Origin of the sequence: Amycolatopsis minnesotensis (assembly GCF_039529815.1) — a bacterium.
Lineage (GTDB): Bacteria > Actinomycetota > Actinomycetes > Mycobacteriales > Pseudonocardiaceae > Amycolatopsis > Amycolatopsis minnesotensis.
This window is the reverse complement of record NZ_BAAANN010000010.1, coordinates 220,666-232,876: the sequence shown is the minus strand read 5'-3', so window position 1 is coordinate 232,876 and position 12,211 is coordinate 220,666. Positions and strand designations below refer to the sequence as shown.

General features: G+C 72.5%; 11 protein-coding genes. 8 read left to right on the top strand and 3 right to left on the bottom strand.

The window, feature by feature from the left end; all coding sequences use genetic code 11:
* Positions 1-6: 6 nt before the first annotated feature.
* Positions 7-876, bottom strand: a complete 870-nt coding sequence (locus ABD256_RS15130) for an alpha/beta fold hydrolase (protein WP_344418091.1) — start codon at positions 874-876, stop codon at positions 7-9.
* A 123-nt stretch (positions 877-999) separates the two neighbouring features.
* Here ABD256_RS15130 and ABD256_RS15125 point away from each other — a divergent pair, with 123 nt between their 5' ends.
* Complete coding sequence (locus ABD256_RS15125) at positions 1,000-2,109, top strand: alpha/beta hydrolase family protein (RefSeq protein ID WP_344418090.1); 1,110 nt, start codon at positions 1,000-1,002, stop codon at positions 2,107-2,109.
* 4 nt (positions 2,110-2,113) lie between these two features.
* Here the strand turns inward: ABD256_RS15125 and ABD256_RS15120 are convergent, their stop codons facing one another.
* Entirely contained in the window at positions 2,114-2,857 is a 744-nt protein-coding gene (locus tag ABD256_RS15120; RefSeq protein ID WP_344418088.1) for a zf-HC2 domain-containing protein, read from the bottom strand.
* A 64-nt stretch (positions 2,858-2,921) separates the two neighbouring features.
* On the opposite strand from ABD256_RS15120, the gene ABD256_RS15115 reads away from it, so the two are divergent.
* Positions 2,922-3,491 carry a sigma-70 family RNA polymerase sigma factor gene (locus ABD256_RS15115; RefSeq protein ID WP_344418086.1) on the top strand — a complete coding sequence of 190 codons (570 nt, stop codon included), beginning with the start codon at positions 2,922-2,924 and terminating at the stop codon, positions 3,489-3,491.
* 3 nt (positions 3,492-3,494) lie between these two features.
* Here the strand turns inward: ABD256_RS15115 and pdxR are convergent, their stop codons facing one another.
* Positions 3,495-4,976, bottom strand: a complete 1,482-nt coding sequence (gene pdxR, locus ABD256_RS15110) for a MocR-like pyridoxine biosynthesis transcription factor PdxR (protein WP_344418084.1) — start codon at positions 4,974-4,976, stop codon at positions 3,495-3,497.
* A gap of 28 nt (positions 4,977-5,004) precedes the next feature.
* Here pdxR and ABD256_RS15105 point away from each other — a divergent pair, with 28 nt between their 5' ends.
* The 6 genes from ABD256_RS15105 (at position 5,005) to ABD256_RS15080 (ending at position 12,123) form a co-directional block, all read left to right on the top strand.
* Positions 5,005-5,724, top strand: coding sequence for a B3/B4 domain-containing protein (locus ABD256_RS15105; protein ID WP_344418082.1), 720 nt, complete (start codon positions 5,005-5,007; stop codon positions 5,722-5,724).
* Entirely contained in the window at positions 5,721-6,335 is a 615-nt protein-coding gene (locus tag ABD256_RS15100; RefSeq protein ID WP_344418080.1) for a LysE family translocator, read from the top strand. The genes ABD256_RS15105 and ABD256_RS15100 overlap by 4 nt, the downstream gene beginning before the upstream one ends.
* A gap of 282 nt (positions 6,336-6,617) precedes the next feature.
* Positions 6,618-9,575, top strand: coding sequence for an AfsR/SARP family transcriptional regulator (locus ABD256_RS15095; RefSeq protein ID WP_344418078.1), 2,958 nt, complete (start codon positions 6,618-6,620; stop codon positions 9,573-9,575).
* 267 nt (positions 9,576-9,842) lie between these two features.
* Positions 9,843-10,232, top strand: a complete 390-nt coding sequence (locus ABD256_RS15090; protein ID WP_344418076.1) for a GntR family transcriptional regulator — start codon at positions 9,843-9,845, stop codon at positions 10,230-10,232.
* Positions 10,229-11,128 (top strand): ATP-binding cassette domain-containing protein, encoded by a 900-nt coding sequence (locus ABD256_RS15085; RefSeq protein ID WP_344418074.1) that lies wholly within the window; start codon positions 10,229-10,231, stop codon positions 11,126-11,128. The genes ABD256_RS15090 and ABD256_RS15085 overlap by 4 nt, the downstream gene beginning before the upstream one ends.
* Positions 11,125-12,123, top strand: coding sequence for a hypothetical protein (locus ABD256_RS15080; protein ID WP_344418072.1), 999 nt, complete (start codon positions 11,125-11,127; stop codon positions 12,121-12,123). The genes ABD256_RS15085 and ABD256_RS15080 overlap by 4 nt, the downstream gene beginning before the upstream one ends.
* Positions 12,124-12,211: the final 88 nt, after the last annotated feature.

The window sequence follows — 12,211 nt, the reverse complement described above, 5'->3', positions numbered from 1 at the left end:
GCGGGGTCATGGGGCCCGCAGGAAGTCGAGGACCTGGCGCTGTACGTCACGGGCGTCGGGGTGGGCGTAGAGGCACAGGTGGGTGCCGGCTTCGACGGTGAGCAGGCGCGCGCCGGGGATCATGGCCGCCGCGTGGGCACCGTGCTCCGGCGGGACGTCGGTGTCCGCGTCGCCGTGGACGAGGAGCGTGGGTGCGGCGATCGAACCCAGGTCGAGGGATCCGATCGCCGCGAACTGCTCGAAGTCGTTGTCGCAGCCCGCTTTCCGGGCGCCGGTCCGAGCGGTCGTCGGGATGAGGGCGAGCATGAAGGCGCGCTGGACGGGGTCGGCGAGGACCGCGTCCGCCTGCGCGCGCAACTGCTCGCGGGACAGCGCCCCCTCGTTCTCGAGCGCGCCGGTGACGTAGACCTTGGGCAGCACGGCGCTGACCGCGCGGAGCAGCTTTTGGCCCGCGCCGGTGCCGAACAGCAGCCGGTCGAAGAGGTTCGGGGGAGGCTCGACGAAGCCCTTGCTGAGCGCGGCGAAGGCCACGAGCGCGGTCACGCGGCCGGGGTGGCGCGCCGCGATCCGGTAGCCGACCGGCCCGCCTCCCGACCAGGAAAGGAGTGCGGTGCGGTCGATGCCGAGCTCGTCGAGCAGCGCGACGAGCAGATCGGCCTGCTGGTCGACCGTGCGCCGCTCGCCCAGTCCGGTGCCGAGATAGCCCGGCCTGGACACCAGGATCGGCGAGAACTCCGGGCGGGGCAGGAACCCGGCCATCAGCCCGGCGGCGTCCACACCGCCGGGCGTGCCGTGCAACACGAGCACGGGCACCCCGTCGCCCTCACGGGTGTACTCGATCGGTCCGAGGCGGGTACGGGCGACATCAGCGCTCATCGCGGAATCCTAACACTCCACAGTGGACAGACGGGTCGTGGTACCGGGGGCTGACTGGCGTTCAGGGGCGGCTCGGGGTCGTCCCGGATGCGATGGGTGCCCGCGCCGGGCGAGGCTGACGGCATGAGAACACTTTTCGCGGTGCCCGCCCTCGTGCTCGCCGTGACGGCGGCGGCACCGGTGCTCCCCGCCGGAGCGGCGCAAGCGCGGGCAGCCGAGGTCGGGGTGCGCCTCGAACTGCCGCGCCCGACCGGTGCGCTGCCCGTGGGCACCACCTCCTTCGCGCTGCGCGACGACGCCCGCGCCGATCCGTGGGTGCCCGCCGAACGGCGGCACCTGATGGTGACGATGTGGTACCCGGCGCACGTTCGTACCGGGATGCCGACGCCGTACCTGAGCCAGGCGGAGTCGGCCGCGCTGACCGCCGAGTTCGGCGTCGCTCCCTCGGACGCGCTCACCAGGGTCCGCACGAATTCCCTTGCGGACGCGCGGCCGCTCGGCCGGCGCGCGCCGCTCGTGGTGCTCTCGCCGGGGTTCAGGATGCCGCGCGCGACCCTGTCCTCGCTCGCGGAGGAACTCGCGAGCAGGGGCTACGCGGTGGCCGGGATCGGGCACGACCACGAGGCCGTCGCCACCACGTTCCCGGACGGGCGCACCACCGGATGCGCCGCCTGCGCGCACCCCGACCCGGACCGGATCGCGGCGGGCCGCGCCGCCGACGTGTCGTTCGTCCTCGACCGGCTCACCGGCCCGCGCCCGGTGTGGGGCGGCGGCAGGCTCATCGACGCCGGGCGGATCGCGCTGGCGGGGCATTCGGCCGGTGGCAACACCGTGGTCCCCGCGATGCATGCGGACCCGAGGATCGGCGCCGGCGTGACCATGGACGGGATCTCCGGCGTTTCCGCGGTGGGCGCGGATCGCCCGTACCTGATGCTGGGCGCTCCGGAGAACGCACCGGGCTCACCGTTCTGGGACCGGGCCTGGGCGGCGTCCACGGACTGGAAGCGGTGGCTCACCTTCGACGCCGGGCAGCACTATTCGTTCAGCGACGTGGTCCTGCTCGCGGACCAGTTCGACCACGATCCGGGGGAGCCGCTGACCGGCGCGCGGGGCGTCGAGATCACGCGTGCCTACGTCGCCGCCTTCGTCGACCACCATCTGCGCGGGTGCACCGAACCGCTCTTCGACGGCCCGTCGGCCCGCTACCCCGAGGCGAGGTACTGGCGCCCGTGACCCCTCAGGCGGCGCGGTGCTGTCCCGTCGGGCGGCGCCGCGACCGCCGGTCGGGCCCGGTGGCTTCGGCGGTGTCCAGCAGGGCCAGCGCGCCGTCGGTGGTGACGACGGATTCCCGCGTGCGCTCGGCGTCGGCGAGGACCGGCCCCGGCGAGTGGTCCGCGCGGTGCGCGCGGTGCACCGCGACGAGCAGCACCAGCCCGAGCACCACGAACCCGTGCGAGGCCAGCCGCTCCGGGGTGACCCGGTCGCCGACCACGTCGGCCACCGAGATGACCGTGAGCACCAGCACGAACCCGCCGATGAGCGGGAGCTGCCCGCCCGCCGCCTTGGTGCGCAGCGCCGCCCACAGCAGGCCGATGCCGACCGCGAGGTTCCAGGCCGCGCCCTCGTTGACCAGATGCCCGTCCAGCACCCCGGCGTGCCCGCCGTGCGTGCCGGTGTCCATGCCGAGGAGCTGGGCGAAGGCGAGCGCGCACTGGACGAGCGCGACCACGCCGAGCGCCATCCGCAGCCCCCACTTCTCCCGTGCCGGCGGCGGGGAGTTTTCGAGGATCACCGCGGTCAGATCGGGCACCGCGGGCGCGGCGCGCAGCAGCATCGAGCGCCGGAGCGCGACGCCGTCTTCGTACCAGCGGCGGCACGCGGCGCAGGCGTCGAGGTGCTGGTCCACCTTCTCCGCAGGCAGCGGCCCTGATTCGCCGTCGATCCTGGCCGACAGCGCTTCGCGGAAGAGTTCACAGCTCACGAACAGATAGTCGGACGGGCGGGCCCGGCGGTTCCCGGCACCCCGATGTACTACCGTCGGGTCCGTGCCCCACGACCGGCAGACCGACGAGCGGACCACCGATCTCGCGCTGGCCGCCGCCCGCGGCGATCGCCAGGCGCTCGAGGCGTGGGTGCGCGCGACCCAGGCGGACGTGTGGCGCTTCCTCGCCCACCGCGCGAGCCCGGCACTGGCCGACGACCTGACCCAGGAGACCTACCTCCGCGCGTTCGGGTCGCTGTCCCGGTTCGCGGGCCGGTCCTCGTCGCGGACGTGGCTGCTGTCCATCGCGCGCCGGGTGGTGGTCGACCAGATCCGGGCCGCCTCGGCGAGGCCGAGGGTCGCCGACGCGGACTGGGAGAGCGCCGCCGAGGGCAAGGCCGCGCGCGACCGGGGCACCGCGGGGTTCGAGGACATGATCGAACTGGGCGCCCTGCTCGGCACCCTCGACGACGACCGGCGCGAGGCGCTCGTGCTGACCCAGTTCCTCGGGTTGTCCTACGCCGAAGCCGCCGAGGTCACGGGGTGCCCAATCGGCACCGTGCGGTCACGGGTCTCCCGCGCCCGCGAGGACCTGTTGCGGGCGCGGGACGAACGCGACGACACCGCGATCTGACCGTCAGGTCTCCGCGACGATCCGCCCCAGCGTGGCGATCCCGTCGCCGATCTCGGTCGGTGTCCTGGCCGCGTACCCGAGCACCAGCCCCGGTTTCGAGCGCAGCTGGGCGTGCCAGGACAGCGGCTGCGCCTTGACCCCCAGGGCCAGCGCCCGCGTCGCCAGGTCGGCGTCGGAGATCGCGGTTTCGAAGGTGACCATCAGGTGCAGCCCCGCCGCGGCGCCGTGCACCGTCGCGCCGGGGAGGAAGGCGTCGATCGCTTCGATCATCGCGTCGCGGCGGCGGCGGTTGCGCCTGCGCGCGAACCTCAGCTGCCGCTCCATCTCGCCGGAGTCCATCAGCCTCGCCAGCACGAGCTGGGCCAGCACCGGGTTGCCGAGATCGGCGTAGCGCTTCGCGGCGACGATCGCGTCGTGGTACCGCTTCGGCGCGAGCACCCAGCCGACGCGCAGCGCCGGTGCGAGCCATTTCGACACGCTGCCCGCGTAGCAGACCTGTTCGGGGAACATTTCCCGCAGCGCGGGCACCGGCGGCCGGTCGTAGCGGTGCTCGGCGTCGTAGTCGTCCTCGATCACCATGCCGCCTTCGGCCGCCCAGCGCATGAGCTCACGCCGCCGCTCGCCGTCGAGCACCGCGCCGGTGGGGAACTGGTGCGCCGGGGTGAGCAGCACGGCGGACGCACCGCTCGCCCGCAGGGCATCGACCACGAGGCCGCCGTCGTCGACCGGTACGGGCGGGGTCGCGAGCCCCCAGTTCGCCAGGTGCTGGCGGGCGCCGAGCGAGCTGGGGTCCTCCACGGCCATCTCGGTGAGCCCGTCGGCCCGCAGCACCTGCGCGAACAACCCGAGCGCCTGCGCGACGCCCGCGGTCACGATCACCTCCGCGGGATCGGCCCTGATACCGCGGTTGCGCGCCAGCCAGGTGGCGACCGCCAGCCGGAGCGCGGGTGCGCCACGGGGGTCGCCGTAACCGAAGTGTGCTGCCGAGAGTTCGTTCAGCACGGCTCGTTCCGCCCGCAGCCACGCCGTGCGCGGAAACGCGCTCAGATCGGGGATGCCGGGGGAGAGGTCGATCCTCGCCGGTGCCGCGCGCAGCGTGTCGAACACCTCGATGCCCGGATCGGCGGGGAAGACCGCGGACGGGCTGTCCCGCCGTGCCGTGGCCCCGCCGGGCGCCGTGGCCGCGACCGGCGCGGCCACCACCACGGTGCCGCCCCGCCCGCGCCCCGCCGCGTGCCCGTCTTCGATCAGGCGCCGGTACGCCTCGGTGACGACCCCGCGTGACACGTTCAGCTCGGCCGCCAGGGTGCGGGTGGCGGGGAGCCTGCTCCCCACCGGGAGCCTGCCGTCGGAGACCGCGAGCCGCAGCCGCCCGGCCAGCCAGTCGGAGAGCCCGCCGGCGGGCGCCTGCCCCACATCGAGCTGGAGGAAGTCCGAGCCCGGAGTTATGGACCTTTGAACCGTGTCGCCGTTGGACCTGTTCATCAGACCAGTGTGGCAGCAGGGTGGGCGCATGGCTCCCTTTTTCCTGCGGCACGACGACGCGGTCTGGGCCGCGCACCCCCGGCTGCGCGCGGTGGCCGTGGTCGTCGAGGACGTGCTCGGCCTCGACGGCACCACCGCGCGCCAGGAGGCGTTGCGCGCGGGTGTCGACGCGCGGGTCGCCGAGCGTACCGAATCCGCGATGCCCGAGATCGCCGCGTGGCGCGACGCCTTCGCGGCGATGGGCCTCAAGCCGACCCAGTACCGGTGCGCGTCCGAGGCGCTGCTCCGCCGCTACCGCAAGCACGGTGACATGCCGGTGCGCCACCCGCTCGTCGACTACCTGAACTTCGTCTCGATGCGGTTCGCGATCCCGGTCGCGGCGCTCGACGTCGGCCGGGTCGCGGGCGGGCTCACGATCCGGCCCGCGCACGGCACCGAGAAGTACGAAACGTTCCAGGGCGCCGCGGAACACCCGGCACCGGGCGAGATCGTCTACGTGGACGAGGAGGGCCACGCCCACTCGCGGCGCTGGGCGTTCCGGCAGAGCGCGCGTTCGGTCGTCACGGACCGGACCGGCCGGGTGCTCGTCGTCGCCGAAGCTCTGCACGAGAACGCGTCCGAAGATCTCGACGCGCTGGAAAGCGAGCTGCTCGACGGCCTCGGTGTCCACTGTGGACCCTCGATGCGCATCACGCCGGACGCGCGGCTGTTCGAGTTCGAAGCGGCAGAAGACGGAGCACTCCGGTGAGCGTCGAATTCCTGGTGACCGCGCTGATCGTCACGGTGTCACCGGGTACCGGGGTCCTGTACACCCTGGCGGCGGGGCTGTCCCGCGGCTGGCGCGCGAGCGTCGTCGCCGCGTTCGGCTGCACGATCGGGATCGTGCCGCACCTGGCCGCGACCGTGCTCGGCCTCGCCGCCCTGCTGCACGCCAGCCCCGTGGTGTTCGACGTCCTGAAGTACGCCGGGGTGGCGTACCTGCTCTACATCGCGTGGGGCACGCTGACCGAACGCGGCACGCTGCAGGTCGAGGAGGCCCAGAACACCCCGCCGTCGGCAGCCAGGGTCGCGATCACCGCCGTGCTGGTGAACATCCTCAACCCCAAGCTGTCGATCTTCTTCGTCGCGTTCCTGCCGCAGTTCGTGGCCGCCGCCGACCCGGCACCGGTCACGCGCATGCTCGAACTCGGCGCGGTGTTCATGGCGCTGACGTTCGTGGTGTTCGCGGCCTACGGCCTGGTCGCCGCCGCGGTGCGGGACAAGGTGCTCTCGCGGCCGTCGGTGCTCAGGTGGATGCGCCGCACCTTCGCGGGCGCGTTCGTGGCGCTGGGGGTGAAGCTGGCGTTCACCAGCCTGTGAGGACCGGGCGGGTTCCGGAGCCTGCTGAGCGAGCGCTCACTCAATGTCACGGCCCGGTCCCGATCAGGCCTGCGCGGGCACCGGCGGGGTCCTCTCCAGTCAACTGTTCACCTACGGCGCGTCATCCGGTTACGCTGACCGGGTATCCGCTCGCGGACCGCGGGCGGCGGTCCCCGGCGCAACGGACCGGGCGCTGGGGTGAACGGTCACGGCAGGAGTGCGGGAATGACGCGAAAGTCACCGACGGTGGCGAGCGAGGGCTGAGCGCTGGTGGACCAGGAGATGGACTTCCGGGTTCTCGGGCCGTGGGAGGTCACCGCGCCCGATGGACCCGTGGTGGTGCCCGCGGGCCATCTGCGGGTGCTGCTGGCCGCGTTCCTGGTGTCGGGCGGCAGGCCGATGCGCATCGACGCGCTCGCCGAACGGCTGTGGACCGAGCAGCTGCCCGCCGACGCGAGGGGCACGCTGGCCACCTACGTGTCCCGCCTGCGGCGGCTGCTGGGCAACGACCGGATCCTGACGTGTTCGGGCATCGGCTACCGCATCGACCTGCCCACCGCCGCCGTCGACCTGTTCCGGTTCCGCGACGCACTCGACCGCGCGCGGAAGGCCGCGTCCGTCGACGAAGAGCTCGCGCTGCTGCGCGAAGCGCTCGGGCTCTGGCGCGGGCAGCCGTTCACCGGGGTGGACTCCACCTGGATCGATCGCGACGTCGTCCCGAAGCTGACCGAAGAGTGGTTCACCGCGACCGAACGCCGCGTCGACCTCGAACTGGCGCAGGGCCGCTCGGGCGCGCTGGTCGCCGAGCTGTGGGACCTGACGAACACCTACCCGCTGCGCGAATCGCTGTGGTTCCGGCTGATCACCGCGCTGCACCGGTCGGGCCGGCGCGCCGACGCGCTGGCCGCCTACCAGCGGGTGCGCACGCTGCTCGGGGACGAGCTCGGTATCGACCCCGGTGACGAGCTGCAGCGCCTCCACCACGCGGTACTGGTCGACGGCACGGTCTCGCAGCCTTCCCCGCCGAAGCGGGAGGCCAGGACGGGGCCGCACCAGCTACCGCACGACAACGCCAGGTTCACCGGCAGGGAAAGCGATCTCGAGGCACTGGACGCCCTGCTGCCCGGCAGGTCCACAGCGGACTCGCCGGACTCCGCGCAAGGGAGCGCGCCGACCGTGATCGTCGCGATCGACGGGGCGGCGGGCACCGGGAAGACCACGCTCGCACTGCACTGGGCGCACCGGGTGCGGGACCGCTTCCCCGACGTGCAGCTGTACCTGAACCTGCGCGGGTTCTCCTCCGGCGAGCCGGTCAAAGCCGCGGCGGCGCTGGAAAGCGTGCTGCGCGCGCTGGGCGTGTCGAACGAGCACATGCCTGCCGAGATCGACGAGCGCGCCGCCATGCTGCGGAGCAGCCTCGCGGGCAGGCGGGCGCTGATCGTGCTCGACAACGCCCGCGACGCGCAGCAGGTGCGCCCGCTGCTGCCCGGCTCCGGCAGCCTGGTCGTGGTCACCAGCAGGAACCAGCTCCGCCCACTGTCCATCCGGGACGGTGCGCACCGGGTGACGCTGCACCGGCTCGGGCACGACGAGGCACTGTCGCTGCTCGGCGTGGGGGTCGGTGCGGACCGGGTGCGCGCGGAGCCGGAGGCCTCGGCCCGGCTGGTGGACCTGTGCGACCGGCTGCCGCTGGCGCTGGCGATCGTCGCCGAGCGCGCGCAGCGCGCGGACAGCCTCGCCGAGGTCGTGCACGCGCTGGCCGACGAGGTGGCGAGGCTCGACAACTTCGGGGCAGGCGCGGACGATCCCTACACCGACCTGCGGGCCGCGCTGTCGTGGTCGTACCACACGCTCGACCCCGGTGCGGCCGCCGTGTTCCGCAAGCTGGGCCTGTACCCGGCGAACGACATCACGGTGGAGGCCGTCGCGGCGCTCGCCGACCTGCCGGTGGCGCGCGCGAAGCTGGCGCTCGACCAGCTCGTGGCCGCGCACATGGTCGAGCAGCGCCGCCCGGAGCGCTACGAGCTGCACGACCTGATCCGGTTGTACGCCACCGACGAGGCACGGCGGAACGAGAGCCTCGCGGAGAGCGAACCCGCGCTCAACCGCGTCTTCGACTGGTACCTGCACGCCGTGGTCAGCGCCGACACGGTGCTCATGCCGCACCGCCGCCGCGCTTTCGTCGAGCCGTACCAGGCGATGCGGCCGGTGCCCGAGTTCGCCGACCACGACGCCGCGATGCGGTGGTTCGAGCAGGAGTACGAGTGCCTGCGGTCCGTGGTCACCTGGGGCGCGACGCACGGCTGGGGCGCGTACGCATGGCGGATCGCGATCGCGATGACCAGCTTCCTCGAACGCCGCATCCCGTGGCCGGAGGGCCTGGAATTCCTGGAGATCGCCTGCCGCGCGGCGCGCTCCGCGAGCGACCGCGCCGGCGAGGCCTACACCCTCAACTCGCTGGGCTGCTTCCACCTCGACCAGGCCGAATGGGCCACCGCCCAGCACTACTTCCGCCTCGCGCACGCGTGCTTCCGCGATGTCGGCGACCGCAGGGGCCAGGGCATGGCGCTGGGCAACCTCGGGATGGCGCACACCTCGATGGGCGATCCCGAGAACGGGATCCGGTACGGCACCGAGGCGCTGGAGCGCTGCCGCGAGGTCGGCTACAAGCGCGGTATCGCGCTGAACCTCGACAGCGTCGGCATGGCGCACTGCGTCGCGGGTGATCTCGAACGCGCGATGGAGTGCCACCAGCAGGCGAGCGTGCTGTTCACCGAGCTCGGCGACCCCGACGAGGGCCCGCGGAACGACCACAACCTCGGCCGGGCCTACGCCGCGTCCGGGCGGTACGCGAGCGCGATCAGGGTGCTCGGGAAGGCGTTGCACGCGTTCCGGCGGATCGGCAACCGGCGCTGGGAGGCGATCGTCTACGTCGACCTGGCCAAGACGCTCAACGCCGCGGGGCACCCCGGCCTCGCCCGCGGCTGCTGGGAGTCCGCCGTGGTGGTGATGAAGCAGCTGGGCGATCCGCGGGCGCAGGACATCGAGGAGATCATCGAAACCGCGCCGCCCGAGGTGGCCGCCGCCGCCCTCGACGTGTTTTCCGGCCAGCCCTTCCCGGTGGGGCCGGCGGCGGGCAGGACGGGCACCGCGGGCAAGCCGTCCCGTCCCCGTAAGCCGAGGCTGGCCGCGGTACCCGCGACCGAGGACGACTACCAGGTGCGCGCCTTCCCCGCGTGAGGGCCCGCGCCCCGCTCGGCATCCTCCGCCGCCCTGGAGTGTCCGAAGTGGACATCGCGGCCGCACGGAATGATTTCTCTTGTGCACTGGGGTTTCGGCTGTCCTGATCCGTCCGATGTGGACGGGGTGAACCGGGTGGGGTGGCCCCCGATCGCCACCCCACCCGTCATGTCCGCTGCCCCGAACCGGCGAACGATCACACCTTGACACGACAGGTCCGATCCAGTCAACTAGTGTATTAGTTCAGTAGAACAATTTGGAGGTGCTGTGGTGGAGTTCCGAGTGGACCGTGCCGGCGGCCTCCCCGCGTACCTGCAGCTCGTGCGGCAGGTCAAGGAGGCTTTGCGGCTCGGCTGGCTGAGACCGGGGGACCGGCTGCCGACGGTGCGCGACGTCGTCGGCACCAGCGGCGTCAACGCCAACACCGTGTTGAAGGCCTACCGCGAACTCGAGTTCGCCGGGCTGGTCGAAGCCCGCCAGGGGGCTGGCACGTTCGTCAAGGCGGGGCTGGGCACGGTGGATCCCGAGGTGATGGCCGAGCTGCGCGCCGGCCTCGCCGACTGGGTCGCCAAGGCCAGGACCGCCGGGCTGGAAAACGAGGACGTGGACGCCCTGCTCCGGGTCGTCCTCGCCGAAGAAGGGGTGGAAATCGCATGACGACCGCTGTGGCCGATCAGGTCGACAGCGCGGCCGAGGTCGCGTTGCGGGCGGGTGGCCTGACGAAGCGATATCGCAGGCTGCTGCCGAAGCGGACCGAACACGAGGCACTGCGCGATTGTTCGTTCCAGCTGCCGAAGGGCAAGGTGGCCGCGCTCATCGGGGCGAACGGCGCCGGGAAGACCACGCTGCTGAGCGTGCTCGCCGGGCTGCTCACACCGGACGAAGGCTCGGTGGCCACCGAGGGCAGGGTCGCGTTCGTGGCGCAGGAGAAGCCGGTGTACCGCCATCTCAAGGCACCGGACCTGCTGCGGCTCGTGGCGAAGCTGAACACCGTGTGGGACGCCGAACGGGCGCACGACTGGCTGACCCGGTTCGAAGTCCCGCTCGACCGGCCGTGCGGCAAGCTCTCCGGTGGCCAGCAGGCCCAGGTCGCGTTCGCGGTCGCCGTCGGCTCCCGCCCGGACGTGCTGCTGCTCGACGAACCGCTGGCGAACCTCGACCCGCTCGTGCGCCGCGAGGTGATGGCCGAGCTGCTGACCGAGGTCGAAGCCAGCGGCATGACCGTCGTGCTCTCCACGCACGTGGTGGCGGAGCTCGGCGGCGTCGCCGATCACCTGCTGCTGCTCGCGCACGGCGGGCTCGTCGTCGACGGTGACATGGACGAGTTGCTCCAGTCGCACGTGCACTACGTGGGACCGGCCGCCGACGCGCCGCCGGGACCGGGCGAGGTGGTGGAAGCCCGGCACCGGGGCAAGCAGTCGACGTTCCTCGTCCGGCTGCCCGAAGACCAGGCCGCGCCCGTGGTCGCCGCACCGTGGACCGTGCGCCCGGTGACGCTGGAGGACTTCGTACTGGCGCAGCTCGCCAGGACCAGGAAGGGAGGACGGGCATGACGGCGACCGCTGTCGTGGCCGAACGGCCACCGCGCGCCACGGTCGGCTGGCGCGATCTGATCGGGGTCACCTGGCGCCAGCACCGCTTGATGCTGGTGGGCACCGGGGTGCTCGTGCTCGCCGCCATCGCGGCGATGCTGTGGGTTTCGGCCAATGTGGAAAAGGACGCGGACCTCATCGGATTGCCGGGGCTCCGGCAGATCTCCGATCTCGGGGAGCTCCTGCTGGCCGGGGTCCTCGGCTTCAGCGGGCTCATCGCGGTGTTCTGGGCCGCTCCGCTGCTGTCGAAGGAGTACGAGCAGCGGACGCATTTGCTGGTGTGGAGCCAGGACGTGTCCCCGCTGCGCTGGCTGGCGGTCAAGACGACCGTGCTCGCGGTCGTCGCGGTGGCCTTCAGCGTGGCGCTCGGGGTGACCGCGAGCTTCATGATGCACCGCATCCTCGAAGCGCCCGCGCAGTACCCGCCGGTGTTCAGCCTCTTCCGGTCGCCGTACTTCGACGACGTAGCGCTCACCCAGGCCGCCTACGCGCTGTTCGGGTTCGCGCTCGGGCTGGCGGTGAGCGCGATCTGCCGCCGGACCGTGACGTCGATGGGGGTCACGCTGGCGCTGTTCGTCGGGGTGCGCGCCGTCGTCGAGCGGTTCGTGCGCCCGTACTTCCAGACCCCGGTGCGGGAGACGAACCCGATCGGCGTGGACGGCCCCGCGACGAGCGTCATGCAGCCCAACTCGCTGTCCGTCGCCTCCGGGAACCTGGACGCCGCCGGTAACCCGATCGACTTCCCGCGCGTCTGCAACACGGGCAGCTCCGTGCACACCGCGCAGGACTACCACGCCTGCCTGCGGCAGAACGGGGTGGTCTCGAACTACCGCGACTTCCAGCCGGCGGACCGGCTCGGGTTCTTCCAGTTCGCCGAGTTCGGTGTCTTCGTGGTGCTGGCCGCGGTGCTGCTCCTGGTGGGGCTGCGGGTCGTGCGGCGGATGTCGCGGGTCTGAGTGCCCCGATGCCGATGGTCACCATGACGGCACTGGATGCCGTCATGGTGACCATCACGGGACATCCATCCGTGAACACGCCGTACAG

Excerpts from the sequence above, each read along its gene's own strand:
- pdxR (WP_344418084.1), bottom strand. The coding sequence starts at position 4,976 with ATGAACAGGTCCAACGGCGACACGGTTCAAAGGTCCATAACTCCGGGC.
- ABD256_RS15125 (WP_344418090.1), top strand. The coding sequence starts at position 1,000 with ATGAGAACACTTTTCGCGGTGCCCGCCCTCGTGCTCGCCGTGACGGCG.
- ABD256_RS15105 (WP_344418082.1), top strand. The coding sequence starts at position 5,005 with ATGGCTCCCTTTTTCCTGCGGCACGACGACGCGGTCTGGGCCGCGCAC.
- ABD256_RS15085 (WP_344418074.1), top strand. The coding sequence starts at position 10,229 with ATGACGACCGCTGTGGCCGATCAGGTCGACAGCGCGGCCGAGGTCGCG.
- ABD256_RS15080 (WP_344418072.1), top strand. The coding sequence starts at position 11,125 with ATGACGGCGACCGCTGTCGTGGCCGAACGGCCACCGCGCGCCACGGTC.
- ABD256_RS15095 (WP_344418078.1), top strand. The coding sequence starts at position 6,618 with ATGGACTTCCGGGTTCTCGGGCCGTGGGAGGTCACCGCGCCCGATGGA.
- ABD256_RS15130 (WP_344418091.1), bottom strand. The coding sequence starts at position 876 with ATGAGCGCTGATGTCGCCCGTACCCGCCTCGGACCGATCGAGTACACC.